26 protein-coding genes and 1 tRNA gene are annotated in these 25,076 nt (G+C 61.8%); 10 read left to right on the top strand and 17 right to left on the bottom strand.

The annotated features are described in order from the left end of the window. Together G502_RS0106125 and G502_RS0106120 are read left to right on the top strand one after the other, a co-directional pair. A complete protein-coding gene (locus G502_RS0106125; protein WP_022727779.1) occupies window positions 1-1,101 on the top strand; it encodes a FecCD family ABC transporter permease in 1,101 nt (366 codons plus the stop codon). Then, window positions 1,095-1,907, top strand: coding sequence for a heme ABC transporter ATP-binding protein (locus G502_RS0106120; RefSeq protein ID WP_022727778.1), 813 nt, complete (start codon window positions 1,095-1,097; stop codon window positions 1,905-1,907). The genes G502_RS0106125 and G502_RS0106120 overlap by 7 nt, the downstream gene beginning before the upstream one ends. An 87-nt stretch (window positions 1,908-1,994) precedes the next feature. On the opposite strand, the gene amt is transcribed toward G502_RS0106120, so the two are convergent. Together amt and G502_RS0106110 are read right to left on the bottom strand one after the other, a co-directional pair. Next, window positions 1,995-3,371 carry an ammonium transporter gene (gene amt, locus G502_RS0106115; protein ID WP_022727777.1) on the bottom strand — a complete coding sequence of 459 codons (1,377 nt, stop codon included), beginning with the start codon at window positions 3,369-3,371 and terminating at the stop codon, window positions 1,995-1,997. A gap of 10 nt (window positions 3,372-3,381) precedes the next feature. Beyond that, a complete protein-coding gene (locus G502_RS0106110; protein ID WP_022727776.1) occupies window positions 3,382-3,720 on the bottom strand; it encodes a P-II family nitrogen regulator in 339 nt (112 codons plus the stop codon). Window positions 3,721-4,022: 302 nt separating this feature from the next. On the opposite strand from G502_RS0106110, the gene G502_RS0106105 reads away from it, so the two are divergent. Further along, a complete protein-coding gene (locus tag G502_RS0106105) occupies window positions 4,023-5,315 on the top strand; it encodes a UbiH/UbiF/VisC/COQ6 family ubiquinone biosynthesis hydroxylase (RefSeq protein ID WP_022727775.1) in 1,293 nt (430 codons plus the stop codon). A 12-nt stretch (window positions 5,316-5,327) separates the two neighbouring features. Here G502_RS0106105 and G502_RS0106100 read toward each other — a convergent pair whose 3' ends face one another. The 6 genes from G502_RS0106100 to G502_RS0106075 all read right to left on the bottom strand — a co-directional run bounded on the left by G502_RS0106100 (window position 5,328) and on the right by G502_RS0106075 (window position 8,906). Then, the gene (locus G502_RS0106100) at window positions 5,328-5,834 is read right to left on the bottom strand and encodes a PAS domain-containing protein (protein ID WP_022727774.1); all 507 of its coding nucleotides are present in this window, start codon (window positions 5,832-5,834) and stop codon (window positions 5,328-5,330) included. 85 nt (window positions 5,835-5,919) lie between these two features. Then, on the bottom strand, window positions 5,920-6,303 hold the full coding sequence (locus G502_RS0106095; RefSeq protein ID WP_022727773.1) for a gamma-butyrobetaine hydroxylase family protein: 384 nt from the start codon (window positions 6,301-6,303) through the stop codon (window positions 5,920-5,922). Between the two features lie 27 nt (window positions 6,304-6,330). After that, window positions 6,331-6,534, bottom strand: a complete 204-nt coding sequence (locus G502_RS0106090) for a Trm112 family protein (protein ID WP_026989133.1) — start codon at window positions 6,532-6,534, stop codon at window positions 6,331-6,333. A 33-nt stretch (window positions 6,535-6,567) separates the two neighbouring features. Further along, window positions 6,568-7,254: an LON peptidase substrate-binding domain-containing protein gene (locus G502_RS0106085; protein WP_022727771.1), complete on the bottom strand. Its 687-nt coding sequence runs from the start codon at window positions 7,252-7,254 to the stop codon at window positions 6,568-6,570. After that, window positions 7,251-8,195: a thioredoxin gene (trxA, locus tag G502_RS0106080; RefSeq protein WP_022727770.1), complete on the bottom strand. Its 945-nt coding sequence runs from the start codon at window positions 8,193-8,195 to the stop codon at window positions 7,251-7,253. Before trxA ends, G502_RS0106085 begins: the two co-directional genes overlap by 4 nt. Before the next feature lie 165 nt (window positions 8,196-8,360). Further along, window positions 8,361-8,906, bottom strand: a complete 546-nt coding sequence (locus G502_RS0106075) for a prolyl-tRNA synthetase associated domain-containing protein (RefSeq protein ID WP_051152092.1) — start codon at window positions 8,904-8,906, stop codon at window positions 8,361-8,363. Window positions 8,907-9,038: 132 nt separating this feature from the next. On the opposite strand from G502_RS0106075, the gene G502_RS0106070 reads away from it, so the two are divergent. After that, window positions 9,039-9,113, top strand: a tRNA-Gly gene (locus G502_RS0106070). A 243-nt stretch (window positions 9,114-9,356) separates the two neighbouring features. Here G502_RS0106070 and G502_RS0106060 read toward each other — a convergent pair. Both G502_RS0106060 and G502_RS0106055 read right to left on the bottom strand, forming a co-directional pair. Further along, window positions 9,357-9,791 carry a GFA family protein gene (locus G502_RS0106060; protein ID WP_022727768.1) on the bottom strand — a complete coding sequence of 145 codons (435 nt, stop codon included), beginning with the start codon at window positions 9,789-9,791 and terminating at the stop codon, window positions 9,357-9,359. 200 nt (window positions 9,792-9,991) lie between these two features. Beyond that, on the bottom strand, window positions 9,992-10,360 hold the full coding sequence (locus tag G502_RS0106055) for a truncated hemoglobin (RefSeq protein WP_022727767.1): 369 nt from the start codon (window positions 10,358-10,360) through the stop codon (window positions 9,992-9,994). 105 nt (window positions 10,361-10,465) lie between these two features. Between G502_RS0106055 and G502_RS0106050 the strand changes: the two genes are divergently transcribed. Next, window positions 10,466-12,511: an ATP-binding protein gene (locus tag G502_RS0106050; protein ID WP_022727766.1), complete on the top strand. Its 2,046-nt coding sequence runs from the start codon at window positions 10,466-10,468 to the stop codon at window positions 12,509-12,511. Between the two features lie 221 nt (window positions 12,512-12,732). Here G502_RS0106050 and G502_RS0106045 read toward each other — a convergent pair whose 3' ends face one another. Next, window positions 12,733-14,382 carry a BCCT family transporter gene (locus G502_RS0106045; protein ID WP_022727765.1) on the bottom strand — a complete coding sequence of 550 codons (1,650 nt, stop codon included), beginning with the start codon at window positions 14,380-14,382 and terminating at the stop codon, window positions 12,733-12,735. A gap of 46 nt (window positions 14,383-14,428) precedes the next feature. Then, window positions 14,429-14,842: a universal stress protein gene (locus tag G502_RS0106040; protein ID WP_022727764.1), complete on the bottom strand. Its 414-nt coding sequence runs from the start codon at window positions 14,840-14,842 to the stop codon at window positions 14,429-14,431. Window positions 14,843-15,144: 302 nt separating this feature from the next. Here G502_RS0106040 and G502_RS0106035 point away from each other — a divergent pair, with 302 nt between their 5' ends. Then, window positions 15,145-15,471, top strand: a complete 327-nt coding sequence (locus tag G502_RS0106035) for a DUF167 domain-containing protein (protein ID WP_022727763.1) — start codon at window positions 15,145-15,147, stop codon at window positions 15,469-15,471. A gap of 3 nt (window positions 15,472-15,474) precedes the next feature. Here the strand turns inward: G502_RS0106035 and G502_RS0106030 are convergent, their stop codons facing one another. The 4 genes from G502_RS0106030 to cobS form a co-directional block, all read right to left on the bottom strand. Further along, on the bottom strand, window positions 15,475-16,113 hold the full coding sequence (locus G502_RS0106030) for an SCO family protein (protein WP_022727762.1): 639 nt from the start codon (window positions 16,111-16,113) through the stop codon (window positions 15,475-15,477). Window positions 16,114-16,272: 159 nt separating this feature from the next. Next, window positions 16,273-17,025, bottom strand: coding sequence for a lipid-binding SYLF domain-containing protein (locus G502_RS18925; protein WP_022727761.1), 753 nt, complete (start codon window positions 17,023-17,025; stop codon window positions 16,273-16,275). 45 nt (window positions 17,026-17,070) lie between these two features. Beyond that, on the bottom strand, window positions 17,071-17,715 hold the full coding sequence (locus G502_RS18920; protein WP_022727760.1) for a histidine phosphatase family protein: 645 nt from the start codon (window positions 17,713-17,715) through the stop codon (window positions 17,071-17,073). A 20-nt stretch (window positions 17,716-17,735) separates the two neighbouring features. Beyond that, window positions 17,736-18,488, bottom strand: coding sequence for an adenosylcobinamide-GDP ribazoletransferase (cobS, locus tag G502_RS0106015; RefSeq protein ID WP_022727759.1), 753 nt, complete (start codon window positions 18,486-18,488; stop codon window positions 17,736-17,738). Window positions 18,489-18,665: 177 nt separating this feature from the next. Here cobS and cobT point away from each other — a divergent pair, with 177 nt between their 5' ends. Continuing rightward, window positions 18,666-19,700 (top strand): nicotinate-nucleotide--dimethylbenzimidazole phosphoribosyltransferase, encoded by a 1,035-nt coding sequence (gene cobT, locus G502_RS0106010; protein WP_022727758.1) that lies wholly within the window; start codon window positions 18,666-18,668, stop codon window positions 19,698-19,700. 36 nt (window positions 19,701-19,736) lie between these two features. Here the strand turns inward: cobT and G502_RS18915 are convergent, their stop codons facing one another. Continuing rightward, window positions 19,737-20,639 carry a LysR substrate-binding domain-containing protein gene (locus G502_RS18915; RefSeq protein ID WP_022727757.1) on the bottom strand — a complete coding sequence of 301 codons (903 nt, stop codon included), beginning with the start codon at window positions 20,637-20,639 and terminating at the stop codon, window positions 19,737-19,739. Between the two features lie 117 nt (window positions 20,640-20,756). Here G502_RS18915 and G502_RS0106000 point away from each other — a divergent pair, with 117 nt between their 5' ends. The 3 genes from G502_RS0106000 to G502_RS22525 all read left to right on the top strand — a co-directional run bounded on the left by G502_RS0106000 (window position 20,757) and on the right by G502_RS22525 (window position 25,030). Next, entirely contained in the window at window positions 20,757-23,105 is a 2,349-nt protein-coding gene (locus G502_RS0106000) for a trimethylamine N-oxide demethylase (RefSeq protein ID WP_026989129.1), read from the top strand. A 90-nt stretch (window positions 23,106-23,195) separates the two neighbouring features. Next, window positions 23,196-24,860, top strand: coding sequence for a sodium:solute symporter family protein (locus G502_RS0105995; protein WP_022727755.1), 1,665 nt, complete (start codon window positions 23,196-23,198; stop codon window positions 24,858-24,860). A gap of 41 nt (window positions 24,861-24,901) precedes the next feature. Next, entirely contained in the window at window positions 24,902-25,030 is a 129-nt protein-coding gene (locus G502_RS22525) for a putative transporter small subunit (protein ID WP_022727754.1), read from the top strand. The last annotated feature ends 46 nt before the right edge of the window (window positions 25,031-25,076 follow it).

Here is a 25,076-nt window from a genome sequence, read left to right as displayed (position 1 = left end):
ATGGCGCTGTTGAGCCTGTCCCTGCCGCGTTCCAGTCTGCGCAACCCGCCCGAGCGACGGCATCTGTTGATGGCTGGCTTGGTGGTGGGCTTGCTCGCCGTCGTGCTGCTCTCGCTCGGCCTGGGTGCGGTGCGCATTCCCGCGGGGGAAGTGCTGGCTGTCCTGGCCGAGACAATGGGATTCTCCACTGCCAAGAGCGTACCGGATCAAATGCGGCTGGTCCTGCTGCATATCCGTCTGCCGCGCACGCTGCTGGCGGCCCTGGCCGGAGCCGGCCTGGCGGTTTCCGGGGCGGCGCTGCAGGGTCTGTTCCGCAACCCTCTGGCCGATCCCGGCCTGATCGGTGTGTCCAGCGGGGCCGCCTTGGCTGCGGCGACCACCATTGTCTTCGGTGGCGTGCTCTTCTCTGGCCTGCCGCCGGAACTCTTGCCCTACCTCCTGCCGCTCGGCGCCTTTGGTGGTGGCCTGATCGCCGTTCTTCTGGCCTATCGCCTGGCCAGCGGGCACGGGCAGACGGATGTCGCGACGCTGCTGCTGGCCGGCGTCGCCCTGAACGCCATTGCCGGCGCGGGCATCGGGCTGCTGATTTTCGCCAGCGACGATCAGCAGCTGCGTGACCTGAACTTCTGGATGCTGGGCAGTATTGCCGGGGCCAACTGGTCCGCCTTGCTCCCGGCCCTGGCTTTCCTGGCGCTGCCTCTGCTTGCTCTGCCTTTCCTGGGCCGCGCGCTTAATGCCTTGCTGCTTGGGGAAACCGAGGCGGCACATCTGGGTTTTCGTGTGGAGCGGGCCAAGAAGATCATCCTGCTGCTGGCGGCGCTGGCCACCGGGGCGGCCGTTGCGCTCTGCGGCGTCATCGGTTTCGTCGGGCTGGTGGTGCCGCATCTGGTGCGTCTGGCGGCGGGTCCCGACCATCGCTTCCTGCTGCCCGCCTCAGCGCTGCTGGGCGCGGCCCTGCTGCTTCTGGCCGACCTGCTGGCGCGCACGCTGGTGCTGCCGGCGGAACTGCCCATCGGCATCGTCACCAGCTGCGTGGGCGGGCCCTTCTTCCTCTGGATGCTGCTGCGCCAGCGTGCCCGCGGGGGAGGTGCGCTGTGCTGAGCGCCGAGTCCGTCACCCTGCACCTGGGCGGGCGCCCGATCCTCGAGAAGGTGGATCTTTCGGTGGGACCGGGCGAGTTCCTGGCGCTGGTCGGGCCCAACGGGGCCGGCAAGTCCAGCCTGCTGCGCCTGATGGCGGGCAGCCTGGCCCCGACGTCCGGCAGGGTATGCCTGGACGGTCAGGCGCTGGATCGCCACGATCCCAGGACCCTGGCCTGTCGCCGCGCGGTGCTGCCCCAGAGCAGCTTGCTGAACTTCCCCTTCACGGTGCGAGAGGTGGTCTGCCTGGGCCGCTCTCCGCATCGCACGGGCGCCGCGCGCGACCGGCAGGTGGCCGAGGAAGTTATGGCTCTCGCCGAGGTCCTGCCGCTCGCCGGGCGCCGCTACACGGAACTCTCGGGTGGCGAGCGTCAACGGGTGGAGCTGGCCCGCGTGCTAGCCCAGATCTGGACTGAGCCGAGTGAGGAGCCCGAAGGCGCGACACCCCGCTACCTGCTGCTGGACGAGCCCACCAGCAGCCTGGATCTGCGCCACCAGCAGACGGTCATGAGAGCGGCCCGGCGGCTTGCGGTACGCGGTTTCGGCGTGCTGGCCGTGCTGCACGACCTGAACCTGGCGGCCCGCAATGCCGACCGCCTGGCTCTGCTGGCGCCTGGCCAAAACGGCCATGGCGGCCATCTTGTGCGACAGGGCGGGCCCGAACAGGTGCTGGAGGCCGACCTGTTGAGCGCGGTCTACGAGACGCCGGTGGGCCTGCTGTCCGGCGAGCCTGGTGCGCCGCCGGTGATTCTGCCGGCACAGGCCTGAAGCCTGTTAAAAAAAGCCCGGCCACAGGGGCCGGGCTCGAGTTTCGGCGGAGGACGCCGTTGCTGATTCTGTAACCTTGTCTTGTACTCAGACCGTCTTGGAGCCCTGGGCGAACTCGGGGTAGGCCTCGAGGCCCAGTTCCGTCTGGTCCAGTCCGGACATCTCCTCCTCCTCGCTGAGGCGCAGGCCCATGATGGCCTTGAGGACCAGCCAGACGATGGCCGAGGTGATCACCATGAAGGCGCCGATGGCTACGATGCCGATGATCTGGACCACCAGGTCGCCGCCGCCGAAGATGCCCACGGCCAGCGTGCCCCATATGCCGGCGAAGAGGTGCACCGGAATGGCGCCGACCACGTCGTCGATCTTCAGCTTGTCCAGCAGCGGCACGGTGACCACCACGATGATGCCGCCGATGGCGCCGATGAGGATGGCCAGCAGCGGGCTGCCCACATCCGGGCCTGCCGTGATGGAGACCAGGCCCGCCAGCGCACCGTTGAGCGCCATGGTGAGGTCGATCTTCTTGTAGATGGCCCCGGTCAGGATCACCGCCATCACCACGCCGCCGGCCGCGGCCAGGTTGGTGTTGGCGAAGACAAGCGACATCTCGGTCACGGCCGCGGCAGAGTCCATGGCCAGGACCGAGCCGCCGTTGAAGCCGAACCAGCCGAGCCAGAGGATGAAGGTGCCCAGGGTGGCGAGCGGCAGGTTGGCGCCCGGGATCGGGTTGACTCTGCCGTCGGCGCCGAACTTGCCCTTGCGTGCCCCCAGGATGATGGCCCCGGTCAGCGCGGCCCAGCCGCCCACGGAGTGGACGATGGTGGAGCCGGCGTAGTCGGAGAAGCCCATCTCGGTCAGCCAGCCGGCGCCCCAGGTCCAGGCGCCCTGGATCGGATAGAGGAAGCCGGTCAGGATGACTACGAAGACCATGAAGGGCGCGAACTTGATGCGCTCGGCCAGCGTGCCCGAGACGATCGAGGCAGCGGTGGCCACGAAGACCATCTGGAAGAACCAGTCGGACATGACCGAATAGCCGGCATCGACGACCTGGCTGAGGACATCCGCATCCTCGCTGCCGGCCACAAGCGCCGCCTCGGCACCGCTCGGGTTGTAGAGCAGGCTGATGGAGCCGATCCAGCTGCCGACATCCACGTACATCAGATTGTAGCCGATCAGGTAGTACATGATGCCGGCGATGGAATAGAGCGTGATGTTCTTCAGGCAGATCGCCGCTGTGTTCTTGCTGCGCACCAGGCCGGACTCCAGCATGGAGAAGCCGGCCGCCATCCACATCACGAAGGCGCCGCAGATGAGAAAGAGGAAGGTGTTCAGGATGAAACCGACTTCGCTTGAGACCCCGGCCGAGACTCCTGTGGCCTCCTCCTGCGCAAAGGCGGTGGTGGTGAGCAGACTGCCGACCGCAAGCACGGCGGCGCCCGTTGAAATCTGGCGCAGTTTCGTCATGCGCTTTCTCCTAAAGTGCTTCGCTGTCGGTTTCGCCGGTCCGGATACGGACGGCGTGCGAGATGTCGAGGACAAAGATCTTTCCGTCACCGATACGTCCGGTGTTCGCGGTTTTCTGGATGGTCTCCAGAACCCCTTCGACGACCTCGTCGGCCACGGCGACCTCGATCTTCACCTTCGGCAGGAAGTTCACGGCGTATTCGGCGCCGCGATAGATTTCCGTCTGTCCCTTCTGCCGGCCATAGCCCTTCACCTCGCTGACGGTCAGTCCCTCTATGCCACTGGCGGTGAGGGCTTCTCTTACATCGTCGAGCTTGAAGGGCTTGATGATGGCAACAACCATTTTCATGAGCCTGGTCCCTTCTCTTGTTCCCGTTTCGCCGCAACCTCTGCCTGCCTCGTTGACGGTCACGTCATGGGGTGCAGCGATGGTTCAATCGAAGGACTTCAAGAAGCGTGCCAGTTTGGGAGGTCTCTATTAAAAGAAAGCAATATCAGTGGGATAACTCTCTTTAAGTCAGGACATTGACTGACTACAGAATATAAATATGCACACAAATTAATCATCATCTCATTGCTGCACATTTTTTAATCAGACCATTATGACGCAGAAGGCTGGACAAGGCGGTGGGGAGGGCTGATTCTGATGCCATGATCAAGCAGACATCGTCCCCGCGAGAAGAAGACGCTTCGCACAGGCCTGTCGAGCGCCATTGCGACGTAGTGATTTCAGGTGGCGGGCTGGCCGGCCTGACTCTGGCCGCTGCACTGTCTGGTGCCGGCCTGTCGGTCGAAGTGGTGGATGCCCAGACACCCGAGAAAGTACTTTCGGCGCCGTTTGACGGGCGCGCATCCGCCATCGCCGCCGGTTCGCGACATATCCTGGAGGGGATCGGTCTTTGGTCCCTGCTGGAAGACAAGGCGGAGCCGATCGAGGAAATCCGCGTTTCAGATGGGCGGATCGATCGCCGTGCCTCGCCATTGTTTCTGCATTATGATTCCGCAGAGCTCGGTCTTGGACCACTTGGGCACATCGTGGAGAATCGCGATCTGCGCAAGGGGCTCCACCAGCTGCTGTCCAGGCAAGAGACCTTTCACCTGCATGCCCCCGACCTGGTGGTCGACAGCCGGCGTGATGCGAACGGCGCCCGGGTGATCCTGAAGAGCGGCACCGAAATATGCGCACGCCTGGTCGTGGCGGCGGAGGGGCGCAACTCTCCCCTGCGTCAGGCTGCAGGCATTCCGGTGAAGACCTGGAAATACCGCCAGCACGGGCTGGTCTGCACCCTGGTGCATGAGCGTCCGCATCATGGGGTCGCCCATGAACATTTCCTGCCATCAGGACCCTTTGCGGTGCTGCCCCTGCGCGACGATGACGCCGGCCGGCATCGTTCGTCCCTGGTCTGGACCGAGCGGCCCGATTTGGCCGAGCGCATGATGGCTCTCGTGCCGGAAGAGTTCGCCCGGGAGGTGCAGAGGCGCTTCGGGGACACCCTGGGTCAGTTCTCGGTGGAGGGACCGCGCTGGTCCTATCCGCTGTCCCTGCTGCATGCCCAGCGCTATCATGATATCCGTCTCGCCCTGCTGGGCGATGCCGCGCATGTGATCCACCCTATTGCCGGGCAGGGGTTCAATCTGGGTCTGCGGGATGTGGCTGCCTTGGCGGAATGTATCGTCGATACCCGGCGTCTTGGATTGGATATCGGGGCCGAGACCGTTCTGGAACGCTATGAACGCTGGCGCCGATTCGACAACATGATGCTGGCCGGAATCACCGATGGCCTGAACCGCCTGTTCTCCAACGACATTCCTCCGGTGCGCCTGGCGCGGGATCTTGGTTTTGCCGCTGTGGAACGTTCGCCTGGACTCAAGCGTTTCTTCATGCGTCATGCCATGGGCCTGGTGGGGGATCTGCCGCGCCTGACACGTGGCGAGCCGCTATGAGCTGGCGGGTCCTCAGCCGAAACGCCAGATTCCGGATTCGATGACGAAGAAGCCCACCAGCAGGGTTATGCGGTCCTGGTCGTCGCCAAGGGGAAAAAGGTAGCGCCGGCTGGGATAGCTGCGCCCCTGCGCGAAGTTGTGGAAGTCGTGGCGTTGGCAGGTCGGTTGGCGTGTCCGCAGAGGTGCTTCGTAGGCTTCGCGATAGTTATGCCAGCGGGTTTCCAGCAGAGCCGGTCCCAGTTCGTGTCCGGTCCAGTCGACACCGCTGGCGTCCACAATATGCGTTCCCATCAAGCGATAGCGGAGTTCCCAGGGCCCCGTCGACCCCGGTCCCTCATCGCCGAGAACCTGGACCACGAAGAGACCGGGCAAGAGCGAGGGCGGTAACTCCTCGGGAAAGAGTTTCGATTTTGGCGGCATGGAGCGACCGTCACGCAGGCTGTCCAGGTGAGCGGAAAGATAACGTATGGCATCGCTGGCATCTTCCTGGAAGCCATAGGCCTTCGCATCCACGACCATGTCACCTTCCCGTTGGCTGTATCAACCAATAGGCTAAACTATAGGGAAGCTATTGCAATTATTTTAGTTTGCCTTGAAGTGGCGGCTATCTACGGGACGGTGGATCGCGAGACAGGCCGCGCGCCTCCAGGTTGTCCAGATACTCCTGCCAGAGTTCGTCTTTGCGTTCGCCGAGCTTGTAAAGGTAGTCCCAAGAATAAAGGCCCGTATCATGCAGGTCGTCGAACTTGATGCGCACGGCATAGCTGCCCACCGGCTCGATGGCGAGAATGCCCACATGTCTGCGTCCGGGCACGATCTGTTTCTGGCTGGGGGCGTGTCCCTGGACCTCTGCCGAAGGACTCTCCACCCGCAGGAGCTCTGCCGGCAGGGAGAAGTGCCGGCCGTCCTCGAAGGTCACTTCCAGTCGCTTGTCCTCCGAGACATAGCGGATCTCGGACGGGTGGTGCTTGATGTCGTGCTCGCCCATGGCTGCTCTGTCCCGTGGTCCTTGCTATCAGTCGTCGAGGGCACGTGCCTCGTCCGGCAGCATGATGGGAATGCCATCGCGAATCGGATAGGCCAGCTTGGCCTGACGGCTGATCAGTTCATTGCGTTCGCGGTCGTATTCCAGCGGCCCCTTGGTCAGGGGACAAACCAGGATTTCCAGCAGCTTGGGGTCCACGGCGCTGGTCGATGGGCTGTCGGACGGGCTGTTCATCTCCTGGTCCTCCAAAGGGCTCTCCGGTCTGCTTCAATGTTGTCGTGCGCCTGCGCGCGCTTCCATCACGGCCATCTCGAGGATCGTGATAAGGATTTCCGCGCGCTTGTCCATGTCCGGTGCCTCGAGCAGAGCCTGTTTCTCGCGCGGGTCGAAGGGACAGATCATGGACAGCGAGGTCACCAGGCGTTCTCCCGGTGCGGCCTCGATGGACGACCAGTCGGCAGACAGTCCGGTCAACTGGAAATAGTCCTGCAGGATGGTCTGCAGGCGATCGCGCTCGAAATCCTGGGACAGGCTTTGTGGGGAGAAGTCCTCCTTGAAAGCCGACCAGTCGGGACGGATGCGGCGATAGCCGTCATGACCCTGCAACTCCTCGGAAACCCGAAAGCGCACAAGCCCGCTCAGCGTAATCTGGCAGCGTCCGTCCCCGTTTTCCTGAAAGGCCTTGATGCGCCCGGCGCAGCCGATCTGGTAGACCGGTGCCGCACCGACGTCCTCGTCCGAATCCTCGTCCTCACGGCCAGCCGGTAGTCTGGGCTGGATCATGCCGATCAGGCGCGGCCAGGCCAGCGCATCACGGACCATCGCGAGATAGCGCGGCTCGAAGATGTTGAGCGGAAGGCTTCCGCCCGGCAACAACAGGGCGCCGGGCAGGGGAAAGATGGGCAATTCGTCCGGCAGCTCGGCAAAGCCGGGGCCGAAAGGGTCCCGAATCATGCGAACAGCAGCGACGACAGGCGACGCCGGGCGTCCTGGGTCACGGGATCCGTGGGGCCCCAGGCCTCGAAGTACTTCACAAGCTGCTCGCGGGCTGCTCCTTCATTCCAGTCGCGCTGGCGGCGGATGATCTCCAGAAGGGCATCGGCCGCGGCTTCCTTGCGGCCCTGGGCGAAGTGGGCCTGCGCCAGGTCGAAGCGGGCCTGATGATCGGCGGGATTGGCCTCCAGGCGCGCTTCCAATTCGTCGGCGTCTCCGCTCTCGGCCGCTTCGCGCGCCAGCTCCAGGGCCGAATGCACGGCCTGAATCTCGGGGCTGCTGCGCAGCGGCTCGTTCAGGTCTTCCAGCGCCTGCTCGACTTCCTCCGTGTCACCCAGGTCAATCCGGCAGCGCAGCAGGCCAGCAAAGGCCCCGGCATTCTCGGATTCCTGCTCAAGGATCGAGATATAGGTCTGCATGGCCTCTTCAGTCTCCCCTTCCTTGCGCTGGGCTTCGGCCTGTTGCAGCAACTCCTCGGTCGAGGCGCCGGGTGCGGAGACCCCTGCAGCCTCGGTGACGCGCGTGATGAATTCCTTGAGCTGGCTTTCGGGCAGTGCCCCCTGGAAACCGTCGATGGGCTGGCCCTGATAGAAGGCGTAGACCGTAGGCAGGGACTGGATGCGCAACTGCTGCGCAAGCTCCTGGTTCTGGTCCACGTCGATCTTGACCAGCTTGACCGTCCCGCGTGCTTCCTTGACGACCTTTTCGAGTGCCGGGCCCAACTGCTTGCAGGGACCGCACCAGTCTGCCCAGAAATCAACCAGGATGGGCTGCTGCATAGAAGCGTCGATGACATCGGCGCGGAAAGACTGCAGGTTCGATTCCTTGATCAGGTCTCCGGCTGCGCCGGCTTGCTCCTGTGATCCGTTTCCGGACGAGGACAGGCCAATGAGAGGCTCCATGTCTTATAACTCCGCCTTGCTGCTGTCTGGACAAGATAGTTCCGGACATGCCGCCGTAAAGCCTGACGACCGTTGCCCGGCAACAGCGCAAATGTGGCGGTTTGGAGGTCGCGAAACAAGGGTGTGCGGGTAGGAGAAAGCACACGCCGCGCGGAAAGCGCCAACTCAGTCCAGAGATATCACCTGCGGATAGTGTCCGACCGCCTCGAGGAAGGTCAGCAGGTCCTTCGGCGAAACGGCGGTTGTCCTGCTGTTGTCCAGGGGATGAAAATTCAGGGGATCATGGTCCAGCAGCGCGGAATCCAGGACCATCTGGACTGCGTCCTGGTGGTCATTGATGACGGCAAAGGGCGTGACGGCGCCCGGAATTACACCCAGATACTGCATGAGGCGTTCAGGCCGGCCGAAGGACAGACGGTAGCCGCCCAGGCGTTCACCCAGGTCTTTCAGATCGATAGCGCGGTCTTCCAGGCAGGTGACCAACCACATCCCCCCCTTCTTGTTGCGCAGGAAGAGATTCTTGGTATGTCCACCCGGCAATTCGCCACGTAGAGCGCGCGATTCCTCAACGGTGTAAAGCGGCGGATGCTCCACTGTGCGGTGGGCAATGCCCAGCGCGTCCAGTTTATCGAAAAGGGCTTCCGGTGTTGCCGGGGCACGGCCATCGGCCAACTGGGCCAGGACCTCGCCATTTTGCTCTGTTTCGCTCATGGCGGCGACCATAGCGCGCAAATCCAGCCTGATAAAGCACCAAGGGGCGTCAAGAAGCGGTTTGAAAAACTCTGCAGAAAGACTCTTGCATTGCATCGTCCAAGGCGTTAAATCCCCAACACCCTACAGGACGCGGGCGTAGCTCAGGGGTAGAGCACAACCTTGCCAAGGTTGGGGTCGTGGGTTCGAATCCCATCGCCCGCTCCATATCCACAAGGGTCCGTTCTGGACAGATGGTTTACATTTGATACCGGAGACATGGGTTACACCCTTTTTGCAAAAGGGTTGCTTATGGTCTGCAAGGTTTTCTGTTCCAGATCGATATATCCCAGATCATAGTGCATGAAGCTTACGAGTCCGATCGGGTCGTCGATCTCTTCACACCAGCCGAATGCGCCAATCAGTTCAAAGTCGCCGGCTATGACCCGGATCGATTGAACCGGGGGTGCTCTATTCCGCCATACTGATGCCGGATCCGCCGATCTCTTCGGGCAGGTCCCGGAATTTCGGCAGTCCGTCCCGTATCCGCAGGACCGTTTCCTGGTAATGCACGTGAACCCCCGGGCTGAACGGAAACTCGGACAGAATCGCGGGATAGACGTCTGTCAGGTCGAGTTCCGGGTGTTCAGTGAGAAGGTGTCCACCACAGGTTCTGCACCATTTGCGATGGCTTTGCGGTGTTTTCTGATAGGTGACGGTGTTCTCCTCGCCCCTGGTGACCTGGACGGCCTCCGGTTTCCATAGGGAGAAGGCGTTTACCGGCCCGGCGGACCAGTGCCTGCAGGATTCGCAGTGACAGTAACCCATGGCCTCCGGTTCACCGCTGACAAGCAGTTCCACGGCGCCACAGAAGCAGTGTCCCTCATGGCTTTTGGTGCTGTTCATGTCTCCTCCTCACGCACGGATTTTGCGTGTTGACTCAAGTGTTATCCGACCGGCGCCAGGGCAGGCGCTTGTTCTGAAGTTCGAAACAATACGCTGAAGCACTCAGATCAGCCCCGGTTCCGTGAATCGCAAAATTCACGCAAGTGGTCTATTGATAGGGACGGGCCAAGGGCCCGCCCCCAGACTCACCTGCCCTGTACTTATCTGTGAACGATTTCTTCCTTGAGCGAATAGGCGATGCCCAACACTTCGTCGCAGACCGGCTGCGGATAATCCATCTCCCTCATCGCCTGCATGATGTCGTCGACCACGGCGACGAATTCGGCCGCGCTGACGTTCATGCCGGTATGCGTTTCGATCATTGATCGACCTGTGTACTCCACCGGTCCGCCGGAACCGGCCGCGAGAAACTCCTTGACCTTCTCGCGGGCGTGATCCGTCTCTTCGTCGGTGAGGGCCTTGTATCGGGGATTGACGACCTCGTTCTGGAGATGGAGATCGACGATGCGGTTACAGAGCTTGTCGATACCATCCTTGCGGCCTAGTCTGTCATAAAGCGTTTCACTCATGGCAAAATGCTCCTTTACTGCTTTACGTTTTCAGGCAGGTGCACCGCGCACCTGTCCGATAGACGTAACAACCCTTGTTACAACCGCGACAAAGGGTGCCGAGCCATGACGGACGCAGACTTCTCGCCGATTCGTGTCGCCCTCGATGCCGGGGACTTCGCCCGGGCCCAGACCCTGCTTGCCGAACTGTCCATCTCACCCTCGGCCGAGCTGTTGGAGCTGCGGGCACAGGCGGCGTACGGCGCAGGCGACCTGGAAGGAACGCTGGCTGCCTACGGGCAGCTTTATCAGTTCCACCTGGAAGACGGCCAAACTCACGGTGCTGCCTTCGCCGCCGTCATGATGGGCATGTACTTGATGATGGACTCGGGCCTGATGGCCACCGTGCGTGCGTGGCTGTCACGCGCGGAGTGCCTGATAAACGATGCGCCCGACAGCCCGGTCTGGGCGTGGCTCGCCGCGGTGCGGACCTACGAGCGCCTGATGTGTGGCGATATGCCGGGGACGGGGCATTGGGCGCGCAAGGCCATGGAGGGAGGAAAAAGGCACGAGCTGGCTCCGCCGTCGATCATCGGGCAGGTCGCCCTGGCACGGGTCTGGATCCATGACGGCGACATCGATGAAGGGCTGAAAGCGCTGGACGATGTTGCCGTGGAGCTGAGTTCCGGCAATCTCGACCCCCTCACCACGGGCCAGATGTGGTGCGAGGTTATCTGCGCGATGCAGTGGATCGGCCAGCATGACCGTGCCGAGGAATGGACCGAAGCAATGGAACGATGGCGTCAGGGGGCTGCGTTCGGCGGACTCAACGGACGCTGCCGGGTGCACCGGGCGGAGATCATGCGCCTGCGAGGCCCCTGTGACGAAGCCGAGCAGGAGGCGCTGCTGGCATGCGAAGAGCTGCGCCCGTGGATGCGGCGGGAGTTCGGCTGGCCACTGACCGAGCTTGGCAACGCGAGACTGCGCAAGGGCGATTTCGCAGGGGCTGAAGAAGCCTTTCTGGCGGCACACCAGAATGCCTGGCTGCCTCAGCCGGGACTGGCATTGCTGCGACTGGCCCAGGGCCGGGTTGAGGAGGCCTCGGCGATGATCGAGAGTGCCCTCGAGCATCCGTTCGACATCCCCTCGAAGGAGCGCCCGCCTTCGGGTGGCCTGCGGCGGGCGCCTCTGCGGGAGGCCCAGGTGGTTATCGCGCTGGCCGCCGGTGATGACCAGGCGGCCCGTACCGCCGCGGCCGATCTTACCGAGATCGCCCAAATGTACCAGAGCCGCACATTGCAGACCTCCGCGCTCGCCGCGAAGGGACGCTTGGCGTTGCATGACGGGCAGCACTGCGAGGCTATCCGCCTGCTGAGCGAGGCCGTCATGGAATGGGTGTCGCTGCGCATGCCGTTCGAGGCGGCGACACTGCGTGTTATCCTGGCGGCAGCCCACCGAGCGGCGGGCGACGACAACACCGCCGAGCTGGAACTTGACGCCGCCTGTCGGGCCCTTGAGGCACTCAACGCCAGACCCTGGGCTGACCTGGCTCGTGAAGAGGTTCCGTCGGTATCTGTAGGGACGGCGGCGACCCGCGAACAGTGCGTCTTTCGCCGGGAGGGAGAGATGCGCACGGTGACCTTCGATGGCCGCACCGTGCGCCTTAAAGACCTCAAGGGCATGCGCTACCTGGAGCGCCTGCTGGCAGAACCCGGCCGGGAGTTCCACGTGCTCGACCTGGTGGCCGTGGAGCGAGGCGCCTACCCGGTTGGAGGTTCTGCGGATGCTTCCGGCATGGATGCGCAATGCGGCCTGGAGGTGTTCGATTCGAAGGCCCGCGAGGCATACCGGCAGCGGCTTGCCGAGACGGAGGAGGACATCGCGGAGGCGGAGGCTGCCAACGACTTGCATCGGGCGGAGCTGGCACGGGCCGACCGCCAGTTTCTCATCGATGAACTCTGCCGCGGCGTTGGTCTGAATGGCCGGGCTCGAACCATTGGTGATGGTTTCGAGCGCGCACGCACCAGCGCAACCCGTTCGCTACGATACACCCTCGAGCGGATCGCCCACCATCATCCGGGCCTTGGCGAGCATCTGGAACGGACTATACACACAGGCACCTATTTCACCTACAAGCCCGACCCTCGCGCAGAGGTGAACTGGAAGACCTGACGGGCCCATCCAATTCGTGATCGGCCAACAAATCAGCGCTTCATACCCGCCGACTCGACGTCCGGCAGGCAGGGCTGGGTGGACCTGCCAACTGGGCCCGAACGGAAGTGGAACGGCCACTTTAACGACTTTTATCAGGACGCATTCCAGTGAGATTCTTATGCACGCAAAAGGGGCGCCGTTGATGCGACGCCCCTCTTCCTGCCTGTATGTGTGGGTCTTCAGCGTGGTTCGCGCATCAGGCCCCTCACGATGGCGTAACAGCCGAGCAGCAAGACGACTGTAAACGGCAGACCGGTAGAGACGGCCGCCGCCTGCAATGCGCCCAGTCCACCGCCGATCAGCAGTGCAATCGCCACCAGACCCTCGAAGGTGCACCAGAAGACACGCTGGCTGACTGGAGCATTAACCTTGCCGCCGGCCGTGATGGTGTCAATCACCAGACTGCCCGAGTCGGATGAGGTGACGAAGAAAACGATCACCAGGACTACGCCAACTATGGATGTGATGGTTGCAAGTGGCAGGCCATTCAGCATCTCGAACAGCTTCAATTCGAGTGCCGCATCGGCAATCTGGCTCATGCCGGCCTCGTTGATCAGGGTAATGGCTGTTCCGCCGAAGGCGGTCATCCACAGAACCGAAACTACCGAGGGGATAAGCAGCACGCAGGTGATGAACTCGCGTACCGTGCGGCCACGGCTGACGCGGGCGATGAACATGCCCACGAACGGTGACCAGGAAATCCACCAGGCCCAGTAGAACGAGGTCCAGCCCTGACGGAAGTTGTCATCGTCACGCCCGAAGGGGTTGGACAGTGGAATCACTTCCTGGCCATATGCCAGAAGATTACTGAAGAAGCCGGTGGCAATGGCAAGTGTCGGGCCAACCACGATGACGAAGAACAGAAGGATGGCGGCCAGTCCCATGTTGATTTCTGAGAGGACCTTGACGCCGCCCTCCAGACCACGGAGCACCGATATCAGGGCAAAAGCGGTGATGAGGATGATCAGAATTACCTGTGCGTTGATACTGTCAGGCAGTCCGAAGACGAAATTCAGCCCCGCAATAGCCTGGGTAGCTCCCAATCCCAGTGATGTCGACAAGCCAAACAGCGTGGCAAAAACCGCCAGGATGTCGATGATGTGGCCCGGCCAGCCCCAGACCTTGTCGCCGAAGATCGGATAGAACATGGAGCGGATGGTCAGCGGCAGGCCCTTGTTGAAGGAGAAGAGGGCCAAGGCAAGGGCAACGATGGCATAGATCGCCCAGGGGTGGAGCCCCCAGTGGAAGATCGTTGCGGCCATACCCAGGCGGCGGGCCTCCACTTCGTTGCCTTCGGCTGCTCCCAGTGGGGCCCAGTCCGTGCGGACGCCGTCCTCGACGGTCGTGCCGCCCATGGAGGTGCCGTAGTGTGCAATCGGCTCGGCAACGCCATAGAACATCAGGCCGATGCCCATACCCGCGGCGAACAGCATGGAGAACCAGCCGAAATAGCTATGGTCTGGGGTGGCCTCCTTGCCGCCCAACCTGACATTGCCCAGCGGGGTGACGATTAGCGCCAGACAGAGAATCACGAAGACATTGCCCCCGATCAGGAAGAACCAGTCGAAGCGCGATGTCAGAAAGCCACGCAATTCTTCGAAAGCGGGGCCGGCCGCATCCTGGAAGATGATCGTGAGCAGCACGAAGGCAACCACGATGAGCCCCGAGACCACGAAAACAGGGTTGTGGATATCAAGCCCGAACGGACCGATCTTGGGTTGAATGTTGTCCTGACCGACCTGGTAGTCGGTATCGATTGTCTCGGTCGCGCCCTCGGGCTCCGGGACCGCTTCCTCCCCTTCGTTGGGGTTATTGGGATCTTCCTGCATCTATTGCCCCTCCCTTGTCATAGTTGCTGTTCAAGACCTATGCGCATCAGCGCACGATGAAGACCGAGGTATCGGCATGCTCGGCGATGTAGCCGCCGTGCGAGGCCCAGACATAGTCCAGGACATTCGGCACATGGCTGGCCATGACCACCAGATCCGCGCCGGATTCCTCGATCGCCTTGCGCAAGGTCTTGTTGATGTCGATCGCCGGGTCCGTCGAGGTGTAGTAGACGGAATCCGTCTTTACGCCGTGGCTCTCGCCCTGCTTGTTGGCGAAGGCGGCAAGTTTCTCGCCATATTCCTTTGGCGTATGTGCCACCGGCGAGGGCGTTTCCGGCGTTACGCCGACATAGCAGAGTTCCGCTTTCCAGCTCTTGGCCAGTTCTGCTGCTGTGTCGAGGGCTTTTGTAAGGTTCTCGGCATGGGTGAGGTCGACCGGAACCAGAATCTTCTTGTACATCTGTTTCCCCCTGTTTCTGATGGTGCAGTCCCGTATGGAGCGGGGTGCTTTACTTGAGTATATTCCAGCCGGCTGCGCGAAATACTCAAGTCATGACGCTATCACTAGTATGTGCCGACGCAAAGCGTGAATGCACATTTTGAGTGGCGCAAGTTCTTGTTTCTCCCGGCAGGCTCGGCCAGGAAGAAGCGCTCAGCCCTAGCAAGTTACCCCAAACGTAGGTACAGACGTAAGCTAGGCCTTTCCGGATGGTCAATGTTCAGGATAGTGTCTGGATACTGTAAACTTGAAGTGGGAAGCTCTTGCAGTCGTGTGAAAAGCCCTACAGCGCCAAAAACTCAGGTTTAAGACTTCGGGTTCGCCTTACGCCTAGAGCTAACCGCAATGCAGTGGATGGCCTTGTTCAGGACGCACAGGGACAAACTCTTTTGCAGTTGAGGTTGAAGGCGCCGCCGGTCGAGGGGGCCGCCAACAAGGCGCTGGTCAATTACCTGGCTTCGGAACTGAAACTGCGCAAGGGCGACGTAGAGATCGTCGCAGGCGCAAAGTCGCGGGTGAAGACTCTGCAGCTCAGCGGCGTGCCGAGTGACTTGGCGGCAAGCCTGGACAGGTTGTTGCAAGATGGCTGAGGTCTACTTGATATAGCGCTCCAGGCCCTCCGCCAGTTCATCGGCTGGGGTCTGGTGCGTATAGTGCGTCAGGTACTCTCCTTCAGGCCCCATCAGATAGATATAGGAGGAGTGATCCATCAGGTAGTTGCTTGCCGAGGCGTCTTCGACCTTTTCATAGTAGACACGATACTGCTTGGCCGCCGCGGCGATTTGATCCTTGGTGCCGGTCAGGGCAACAAGGTCGGGATGAAAATGCTCGGCATAGCTGGCCATTTCCTCAACCGTGTCGCGTTCCGGGTCGACGGTGATGAAGATTGGCACCACCTGGTTCGCCTTGGCGGGTGCACCTTCCTCCAGCAGGTCCAGGGCCTGTGTCATGTTCGTCAAGGCGGTGGGGCAGACATCCGGGCAGAAGGTGAAGCCGAAATAGATCAGCATGTATTGGCCCGAGAAATGGCGGGCTCGGCGCAGCTCCCCATTCTGGTCCGTCAATTCGAAAGGCCCGCCGATCCTTGCTTCACCGGTGCTGCCGCCGTCTATGCGGCTCTGAGGGGGTGGTGCGGGCTCGCGCAGGTACCATGCAGCCGCCAGGCCGATCAGCAGCAGGATGAAGCCGGCGACGAAGATGATGAGCGCACGTTTCAGAAGACGGGATTGCATTGCTCTGTTCGAATCCGAAAATCTGCCTAGAAGAGAAATCGATATGCTGTCATAAATCTAGGGGTTCCCGTCCCTTGGATCAGGCCGGAATCCTGGTACTCCACTGCGGCAAAGTGCCCCGGCGACAGCCGTCGGGGCAAAAGCAAAGCTGACCAGGTCCTAACGTTGTGTGGCCGTGCGCAGAGCCTCGCGCAGGCCGTCCGCCTGCGGATTATGATAGGCCCTGTTGATCACGATCTGTTGTGGCTCCACACCCGCGGCATCGTAATATGCGGCATTCAGACCGTCCTTGCGGAACATGCCTGCACCTTCCAGGGCGCCGCCACCGAAGAGGCCCTCGGTGCGCGAAAAGGCCAGCATGTCGGCATCCAGGTTGGTGGTGGTGCTGGCGCCCAATCCCTTACCCATTGGACCAAGGGCCACGGAAACATCGCCGCCGAACTTGACCTGGTCATCCAGGATCGACTGGACGGCCGACTTGTTCATGACCGTGAAGACTGCTTCCGATACCTGTCCACCGATCTGCAGGCCGATGCTGCCAGACGCCAGGGTATAGAAGGCAGGTGAAGACCACTCACCGTCATCGCCCTTGACAACCAGGAGCCCGCTGCCCCCTTCAGCACCGATGATGAAGCCGCCCTTGAGCAGCCGAGGGAAGATCAAGACAGCTTCAGCCTGACGAATGTAGTTGGCCAATTCGCCCTGTTCGGGATCCCGCAGCATGGATTTCAGGGTGGTCTCGGCCGTGGTGACAATGTCCGCGGCATCCTGCCTCTGATCGGCAGCGGCCGTCGCGCTCTGCTGCATCAGGGCGACCATGAGAGTCAGCGCAAAACAGAGCGCGAGTGTCAGACTGCGTCGCAAGGTTGTCAGGTTTTTCGGGCTGCGAGAAACGGCCAAGCATTGCATCATCTTATCCTTGAAAGTTGTCCCTGTTCGTCAGCTTCGCATCAAAGCTCAACTTTGAGGCGGAAAATTGACCAGTGACACGCGCCAGGAATCCTCCGCCGATATATCATGTGGGGGTTCCGCTGTGTCGGAAAAATGATCCATGCGTGTCAAAGAGCAATTATCAACCGCAAAGCGAAGAGCGCGTTCCGGTTCCAGGCCAAGTGCTACCCCCAGGGCGGCGCGAATGGTGCCGCCGTGGGCCACACAGATGATGTCCTTTCCGGCATGCTCCTGGAGCAGGTCGTTCATGGCATAACGAACCCGCTCCATCAAATCGGCAAAGCTCTCCCCGCCTGGCGGGCGAGTCCGTGCCGGTGTGATCCAGAATCGGTGCCAGTCGAACTCGTCGCGTTGGCGCAGCTGGTCATGGGTCAGACCTTGCCAGTCTCCGAAGCCCTGTTCGGCCAGGCGCGGATCGACATGGGGCTCGGCCAGCTCCAGTCCGGCATGACTGGCGAAGGCTTCCGCAGTCTGCCGAGTGCGGCGCAGGTGGCTGGTCACCCAGACCGCATCGCGCGGCAAGCGCTCTGCGACCTGCCGGAAAAGTCGTGGGTCGCTGCAATCGCAATCCACATCGTTGTCCCCATAGATGATGCCGCCGCTGTCGACCGGGGCATGGCGAATCCACCACCAGTGCGTCGTCTTGTTCATTCGTGTGTTCCGTACTTTCCCTACCAGGCAGCGGCTGTCAGCAGAACCAGCAGGTCCACGGACTGCTGTAGCGCCCCCATCGTGTCACCCGTGTAACCGCCGAAGATCTTCCGCATGGCAATCAGGAAGATCAGGCAGTAGAGGGCGATAAGTCCGATCAGGGCAAAGGTAAAGCCGAAAGAACTGAAAAGCAGGGAAATCAGAACGGCCAGGCCGCAGGCCCAGAGGACGACACCGCCTTCGGGTTCTCCCAGGCCGGCCCCCAGGCCGTCACTGCGCGCGGGACTCATGAAGAAGGCGGCCAGGGGCAGCACGGCGCGCGAGGCTGCGGCCGCGATGATAAGCGCGGCAACGACCTCTTCCACCTCGGCCAATTCAGCCAGAGCGGCGGCCTTCAAGACAACGATAACGATCAGTGCCAGGGTGCCTGTGGTTCCGATGCGGCTGTCGCGCATGATCTCCAGGCGCCGCGCGCGATCGACCGGGGCCCCCAGGGCATCGCTCATGTCGGCCAGACCGTCCTCGTGTAACGCGCCGGTCAGCTTCATCAGCGTGGCCAGGGCCAGCAGTGCAGCGATCAGAGGAGGAAGATTGAGCCAGAGTGCAAGGGCGTAGACGATCCCGCCGATCAGGCCAATCAGCAGCCCGGCCAGAGGATAGGCCCTGAGCGCGCGTGTACGTTCTGCATCGCTCGGCCAGCCTCGGGATGTCACGGGCAGGCGTGTCAGGAAACCAAGCGCAAGGGCGAGGTCACGACTCCATTGCTTCAGCATTTCACACCTTTTTCGGTTTCGAACCAGCCACAGGCCATTTTGCTTAAACGCGTGCCGGTCTTGCCAACGTGCTTGTCATCAGACGGGTGCCTGTAGGACAGTCCGCGACAGCCAGTACCCGAAGAATACAAGCACGGCAGGCCGGGTGAAACACCCTTGCCGGGACAAGGACAAAACATGAGCGATTCCCAGGACGAAAACGCCAGTCTGGACGAGATCCGGCAGCTTCTGCCCGAACTTCCCGGTCCGGACATGGATGCAGGCACGACCGCCCTGCAGCATCAGACGAAGCTGACCAAGCCTGCAGGCTCGCTCGGCCGCCTGGAGGAGTTGGCCGTCTGGCTGGCCACCTGGCAGGGACGCGGCCGTCCTTCCATGGACCGGCCGCGCGTGGCGGTATTCGCTGGGAACCACGGTATAACGGAACATGGAGTCTCGGCCTATCCCGCCAGCGTGACCGAGCAGATGGTGCAGAACTTCATCAATGGCGGCGCTGCCGTGAACCAGTTGGCCGGAAATGTCGGCGCAGACCTTCGGGTCTATGAAATGGCCCTGGACCAACCCACTGGCGATTTCACGCAGGGCCCCGCCATGAACGAGGAGGACTGCGCGCTGGCGCTCTCCTACGGCATGATGTCGGTGGAAGAGGGCTTCGACGTGATGGCCGTCGGCGAGATGGGGATCGGCAACACCACCGCAGCGGCCGCGCTTTGCTGTGCGCTGTTCGGGGGCGAGCCTTCCAACTGGGTCGGCAGCGGCACCGGTGTGGATGAAGCCGGCCTGACGCGCAAGGCCGAGGTGGTTACAGCTGGCCTGGCCGCGAATGAAGCCGAGATGACGGATCCCTTCGAGATCCTGCGCTGCCTGGGCGGCCTGGAACTGGCCGCCATCGCCGGGGCTATCCTGGCGTGCCGCATGGGACGCATTCCCGTGGTTCTGGATGGCTTTGCCTGCACGGCCGCTGCCGCCGTGCTGCATGCAGCCGATTCGCGAACGCTGGATCACTGTATTGTCGGGCACCAGTCGGTCGAGCCCGGACATGCCCGCCTGCTGGAAATACTTGGCAAGAAGCCGCTGATGGACCTGGGCATGCGTCTGGGCGAGGCCTCGGGTGCCACGCTGGGCATCCAGGTCCTGCAGTCGGCCGTTGCCTGTCACATCGGCATGGCCACCTTCGAGGAGGCCGGCGTCAGCGGGCCGGTCGGAAGCTAAGCAGCTATAGCCCCGAGCACGCCGGCAGTCCGTTCGTTACCTTCCGACGGATTGGAAAAGCCAGTCACGCAGGGTCTGTGCTGCTTCACTCAATGCCCGCCCGCGTGGCTTGAGAAGGTAATAGCCCGAACCGGTGTGGACAGACTGTGGGATAGGCCGGACAAGTGCCCCGCTATTCAGGTGGTCGTCGACCAGGTGGCGCCAGCCAAGAGCCACGCCCAGGCCGTCGCAGGCCGCCTGGATTGAGAGGGCATAGGTGTTGAAAGTGAATCTGCGCGTGTCTGCTGTCGGATCGATTTGTTGTTCGCGCAGCCAGGTCCGCCAGTTCATCCACTCCGAATGATGGCTGGCCACTTCGATCAAGGTCGCCTGCGCCAGGTCCTCTGCCGTCTCAAGGCCAATGTCGTCGCCATAGGCCTTCGTGCAAACGGGAAAGATCTCCTCGTCCAGCAGGAGTTCGGCGTCATACCCGGACCAACGTCCTTCCCCTCGCAGGATCACAAGGTCGAAGTTTCCCTGCAGACATTCCTCGTCCTCGTCCGTTGAAACCAGGTCGATATCGATATCCGGATTGTCCTGTCGGATATGGCTCAGCCTCGGCACCAGCCACAGGGTCGAGACCGACTGGGTGGCTGCGATGCTGATGTGCGGGCGCAGCTGTCCCTTGCGCAGATCCGCAGAGGCAAGTCTGATTTCATCCAGCGCCTTCCGCACGCTTTTGAGATAGGCCTTTCCATTGGGGGTCAACTGGACGGAACGATGGCCACGTACGAACAGGCTGACCCCAAGATGCTCTTCCAGCAATCTGATCTTCCGGCTGACAGCAGCCTGGCTCAGGTTCAACTGTTCGCCGGCTGCCGTGAAGCTGCCCTGAAGCGCCGCTGCCTCGAATGCTATGAGATAATCCAGTGGGGGAAGCGGCGTGCGTCGTTCTGGCATAAAGATTCCTGGGCCTGAGGCTGGAGTAATTCTTCTTCAGGGCCCTCTGTTGTCAAGCTACCGTTTGTAGGAGTTCATGCAGACGGTGAAGAGGTTCCTTTGCTGCAACAGTTCGAGATGCCAGCCAAGCGCGGGCCGATCCTGGAGCCGGGCCTACCGGTGCTTCCGCCGGATGTGGAACGCCATCCAGTGCCTGGAGGCGGGTCCCGTGCCGTCGAGATCGAGGCTGGTGATGAAATCTGGGTGGTGGACCGCGAGGGCTTGCAGCCCTGCGAGCTTGTTTTCTTCAAGCCGGACGGCACGGCAGATCCCGAACGGATAGGCGCCAAGCCTGCAGGAGACCCCAAGGGGCTGCAGCGGACCCTGTCTGTGGACGAGGCGAGTGCACGCCGTGTTCGCCTTGGCCTGGAACGGGCAGGGTTCGATCTTGGCAGGGCGCGCTGTGCCAGGGTGTTCGAGAGTGCGTCGCGCCCAGGTGACAGTGAAAGCTTCCGTGCCGATCACGATGGCCTGTTGATCGTTGCCGCGCCGGGTGAACCCATGGAAGTGGACTCCCAGGCGCCGCCAACGGAAATCCTTCTTTACATTCGTCGTGGCACACCCCGGTCGCTAGAGCGCAAACATCAAGCGCCGGAACCGCTGGCCGATCCCCTGAGCGATATCAACATCCAGCCGGGCAATGCGCAGACCTATGAAGTTCGCAAGGGGCAGTACATCCAGGTCCTGGATGTACAGGGCCGCGAGTGCTCCGACTTCCAGGCATTGGACATGCGGGCCGTCGAGCGCGGGGTTCTGACGGATATCGATCCCACGACCACCCGTGCCCTGATGGGCGCGCTCTATCCCGCGCCCGGACTCTACGCGAAGTATTTCTCGGTCGACATGCAGCCGCTTGTTGAGATCGTCCAGGACACCTGTGGTCGGCATGACACCTTCGGCCTGGCCTGTACGGCGCGCTATTACGAGGACCTGGGTTATCCGGGGCACGTCAATTGCAGCGACAACATCAATCGCGAGATGGAGCGCTATGGCCTGCCCACGCGCGCAGGCTGGCCGGCCATCAATTTCTTCTTCAACACCATGCTGGACGACACGAACGCCATTGGAATGGACGACCCTTGGTCGCGCCCCGGGGACTACGTACTGCTGCGGGCGCTGACCGACCTGGTCTGCGTTTCCACGGCCTGCCCCTGTGACGTTGATCCGGCCAACGGCTGGAACCCGACGGACGTACAGGTCCGGGTCTATGGCGAGAACGAGGATTTCCAGAGATCGATAGGATACCGCATGACGGTCGACGCCGATTTGCAGCACACAAAGAAGACAGCCTTTCACGAGCGCCTGGCCCAGAAGACGCGCAATTTCGTGGAGTACAACGGGTATTGGTTGCCCAACGATTTTTCCAATCACGGCGCGATCGAGGAGTACTGGGCCTGCCGCGAGAAGGCCGTGGTGATGGACCTGAGCCCGCTACGCAAGTTCGAGGTCACCGGCCCGGATGCGGAGCCTCTCATGCAGCTTTGCCTGACCCGGAACATGAAGAAGCTGAGTGTTGGCCAGGTCATGTACAGCGCCCTCTGTTACGAGCATGGCGGGATGGTCGATGACGGGACCGTTTTCCGTCTGGGCGAGAACAACTTTCGCTGGGTCGGTGGCTCGGATGTCTCCGGCGTCTGGCTGCGCGAACAGGCCCAGAAGCACAATCTGGATGTCTGGGTGCGCTCTTCCACGGATCATCTGCACAACATTGCCGTACAGGGGCCGCGCAGCCGTGAAATCCTGCGCGAGATCATCTGGACACCCCCGGATCGTCCCACACTGGATGAACTGGGCGTCTTCCGCTTCACCGTGGGGCGGATCGGGGACTTCCATGGCCAGAGCGTCGTGGTTTCGCGAACCGGTTACACGGGCGAGCTGGGTTTCGAGATCTTCTGCCACCCCAAGGATGCCGAAGCCGTCTTCGATGCGGTCTGGGAGGCGGGGCAGCCCCATGGGCTGATCCCCTTTGGCCTGGAAGCCCTGAACCTGGTGCGCATCGAATCTGGACTTGTCTTTGCCGGGTTCGAGTTTTGCGACCAGACCGACCCCTTCGAAGCGGGTATCGGTTTCACTGTGCCTCTGAAATCCAAGGAAGACGGCTTCATCGGTCGCGCGGCCCTGGAGGACCGCAAGGCGCATCCGCGCCGCAAGCTGGTGGGTCTGGATCTGGAGGGCCAGGTGGTACCTGCCAGCGGTGACTGTGTGCGTATCGGTCGCGCCCAGGTTGGCGAGGTCACCTCTGCCATGCGCTCGCCCATCCTGGGGAAGGTCATCGCACTTTGCCGCATGGATGTGGCCCATGCAGAAGAGGGAACCGAAGTCGAGGTGGGCCAACTCGATGGATTCCAGAAACGCATTCCGGCCAAGGTCGTGAAGGCGCCGCACTTCGATCCGACGAAGGAGCGGGTGAAAGGCAACTACGATTGACGTTCGGGTTGGAGGCGCCGGGGTTTCCGGCGCCTTTCTCATTCTGGCGGTTGTCAGTAAAGCCAAGAATTATACGGGGGACAAAACGTAATGGAGACTCTCTCCTACCAATTCTCGCTGCCAGTGGTCATCGCACTTCTGGTGGCCTTCTACGGGGGCACCTTCCTGCTTTCGTTGATGGTCAGCCGCAAGAAGGAGAATGCGGACGGCTACATGGTTTCAAGCGGCCAGGTCGGTTTCGGCATTGCGGCCGCCAGCATGACGGCGACCTGGATATGGGCAGCATCCTTCTATGGTGCCGCGACCTCCGGCTACAAGTATGGCCTTTCGGGCGCACTGCACTACGGCCTCTGGGGCGCCTTGATGATTCTCTTCATCTATCCCTTCGGGATTCGTATCCGCAAGCTGGCGCCCAACGCGCATACCCTGGCCGAAGTGATGCATGCGCGCCACGGTTCCTCCAGCCAGCTGATCATGGCCTTCTCGAACCTGTTGGGCAGTATCATCAGCCTGATGGTGAACTTCACCGCTGCGGGTGCGCTGGTTTCCATTCTCTCGCCCCTGACCTTTGTGCAGGGTGTACTCATCGCCGGCATCGGGGTGCTGATCTATACCTTCTGGTCGGGTTTCCGTGCATCCATCGTGACGGACTTTGCCCAGCTGGTCGCCATGATGGGCGTGGCCATCGTCATTATTCCCTGGGTCCTGTTTAACATGGGGGGTACCGATGCCTTGAGCGAGGGGATGGCCAACCTGACCGCCGAGCAGGCGAACTTCTTCTCCCGGACCGCCATCCTGGAGCAGGGGGCGCCCTTCTTCGTGGCGGTGCTGGCCTATGCCATCGGCAATCAGACCATTGCGCAACGCCTGTTCGCCGTGCGCCAGGACATGATCAAGCCCACCTTCATAACGGCAACCATCGGCTATGGGTCCGTGGTCATCGGACTTGGCATGCTGGGAATGTTGGCACTGATGGCCGGCATGGAGCCGGCCAACGGGGACTTCAACAACATCATTCCGCAGATGGCGTCCAGCTATCTGCCGCCTTTCGCGATCGCCCTGTTCTTCATTCTTGTCATCGGCTCGCTGTCCTCCACCGCGGACTCCGACCTGTCCGCGCTGACAGCGATCATGATGACGGACATCTATGCCAAGAACCTGGCCCGTGGAAATGTGGATCCGCGCAGAATGCTGTTCCTGGGGCGCGTGACCATGATCGTGGCAACTATGATCGGTCTTGTCCTGGCCAGCTACTCGCTGGATATCCTGGTGATGCTGGTTTTCGTCGGTGCACTCTGGGGCGCGATCGTCTTTCCCGTCATTGCCAGCTGCTATTGGGGCCGGGTGACGAACGTGGCTTTTACCTCGGCTGTGATCGGTGGCCTGGTGCTCTTTACCATCGTGCGCTTCGAGCTGCTGCCCATGGAGGGTGTAATCGGCACCTTCTTCGAGATCATCGCCGGCATTGGCGGGGGTGTGGTTCTGGGCCTGATGACCTTTGGCTTCCTGGGCCGCGTGGCCGGCCTGGTGGTTGGTGTCGTAATGACCGTGCTGCTGACCTGGTACTTCATCGGGTTCCTGGCAGATTACACCGTCCTGCTCGGCTCGTTGACCGCCTACGGTGCCAGTACGGTGATCTGCTTTCTGCTCAGTATGGCAAGCAAGCACGGGTTCGACTTCAACCTGATCTCGCAGAGAGTCAGGTATTTCCAGGACACCGCCACCCCGGAGGGCGAGGCCCGGAAACATGACTGATCGCACCGGGCTTTATCCTCAAAGAACGCAGGAGTAGGAAGATGGGAACAATACTGGCTGCATACGTCCTGGTCTGGCCACTGATATCGGCAGTGGTCCTGGCCGTCATCGTCCTGGCTTTCCTGAAGGACCTCAAGGCCGCAAAGGCCGACCACAGGGACATGGTCTGATACCATGGTTTCCGGGACGGCCAGCCACGATTTTAGAAAGCGCGGT

The sequence above is a fragment of the Fodinicurvata sediminis DSM 21159 genome, assembly GCF_000420625.1.
Taxonomy (GTDB): domain Bacteria; phylum Pseudomonadota; class Alphaproteobacteria; order Kiloniellales; family DSM-21159; genus Fodinicurvata; species Fodinicurvata sediminis.
The sequence above is the reverse complement of the archived record's forward strand: the minus strand, read 5'-3'. Positions and strand labels throughout refer to the sequence as shown.

Excerpts from the sequence above, each read along its gene's own strand:
- cobT (WP_022727758.1), top strand. The coding sequence starts at position 18,666 with ATGAGCGATTCCCAGGACGAAAACGCCAGTCTGGACGAGATCCGGCAG.
- G502_RS0106110 (WP_022727776.1), bottom strand. The coding sequence starts at position 3,720 with ATGAAAATGGTTGTTGCCATCATCAAGCCCTTCAAGCTCGACGATGTA.
- G502_RS22525 (WP_022727754.1), top strand. The coding sequence starts at position 24,902 with ATGGGAACAATACTGGCTGCATACGTCCTGGTCTGGCCACTGATATCG.
- G502_RS18915 (WP_022727757.1), bottom strand. The coding sequence starts at position 20,639 with ATGCCAGAACGACGCACGCCGCTTCCCCCACTGGATTATCTCATAGCA.
- G502_RS0106100 (WP_022727774.1), bottom strand. The coding sequence starts at position 5,834 with ATGGTCGTGGATGCGAAGGCCTATGGCTTCCAGGAAGATGCCAGCGAT.
- G502_RS0106125 (WP_022727779.1), top strand. The coding sequence starts at position 1 with ATGGCGCTGTTGAGCCTGTCCCTGCCGCGTTCCAGTCTGCGCAACCCG.
- G502_RS0106095 (WP_022727773.1), bottom strand. The coding sequence starts at position 6,303 with ATGGGCGAGCACGACATCAAGCACCACCCGTCCGAGATCCGCTATGTC.
- G502_RS0106045 (WP_022727765.1), bottom strand. The coding sequence starts at position 14,382 with ATGCAGGAAGATCCCAATAACCCCAACGAAGGGGAGGAAGCGGTCCCG.
- G502_RS0106060 (WP_022727768.1), bottom strand. The coding sequence starts at position 9,791 with ATGAACAGCACCAAAAGCCATGAGGGACACTGCTTCTGTGGCGCCGTG.
- G502_RS0106090 (WP_026989133.1), bottom strand. The coding sequence starts at position 6,534 with ATGAACAGCCCGTCCGACAGCCCATCGACCAGCGCCGTGGACCCCAAG.
- G502_RS0106030 (WP_022727762.1), bottom strand. The coding sequence starts at position 16,113 with ATGCAATCCCGTCTTCTGAAACGTGCGCTCATCATCTTCGTCGCCGGC.
- amt (WP_022727777.1), bottom strand. The coding sequence starts at position 3,371 with ATGACGAAACTGCGCCAGATTTCAACGGGCGCCGCCGTGCTTGCGGTC.
- G502_RS0106040 (WP_022727764.1), bottom strand. The coding sequence starts at position 14,842 with ATGTACAAGAAGATTCTGGTTCCGGTCGACCTCACCCATGCCGAGAAC.
- G502_RS0106085 (WP_022727771.1), bottom strand. The coding sequence starts at position 7,254 with ATGATTCGGGACCCTTTCGGCCCCGGCTTTGCCGAGCTGCCGGACGAA.
- G502_RS0106075 (WP_051152092.1), bottom strand. The coding sequence starts at position 8,906 with ATGAGCGAAACAGAGCAAAATGGCGAGGTCCTGGCCCAGTTGGCCGAT.
- G502_RS0106050 (WP_022727766.1), top strand. The coding sequence starts at position 10,466 with ATGACGGACGCAGACTTCTCGCCGATTCGTGTCGCCCTCGATGCCGGG.
- G502_RS0106055 (WP_022727767.1), bottom strand. The coding sequence starts at position 10,360 with ATGAGTGAAACGCTTTATGACAGACTAGGCCGCAAGGATGGTATCGAC.
- cobS (WP_022727759.1), bottom strand. The coding sequence starts at position 18,488 with ATGCTGAAGCAATGGAGTCGTGACCTCGCCCTTGCGCTTGGTTTCCTG.
- trxA (WP_022727770.1), bottom strand. The coding sequence starts at position 8,195 with ATGGAGCCTCTCATTGGCCTGTCCTCGTCCGGAAACGGATCACAGGAG.
- G502_RS0106105 (WP_022727775.1), top strand. The coding sequence starts at position 4,023 with ATGATCAAGCAGACATCGTCCCCGCGAGAAGAAGACGCTTCGCACAGG.
- G502_RS18920 (WP_022727760.1), bottom strand. The coding sequence starts at position 17,715 with ATGAACAAGACGACGCACTGGTGGTGGATTCGCCATGCCCCGGTCGAC.
- G502_RS18925 (WP_022727761.1), bottom strand. The coding sequence starts at position 17,025 with ATGATGCAATGCTTGGCCGTTTCTCGCAGCCCGAAAAACCTGACAACC.
- G502_RS0106000 (WP_026989129.1), top strand. The coding sequence starts at position 20,757 with ATGCCAGCCAAGCGCGGGCCGATCCTGGAGCCGGGCCTACCGGTGCTT.
- G502_RS0105995 (WP_022727755.1), top strand. The coding sequence starts at position 23,196 with ATGGAGACTCTCTCCTACCAATTCTCGCTGCCAGTGGTCATCGCACTT.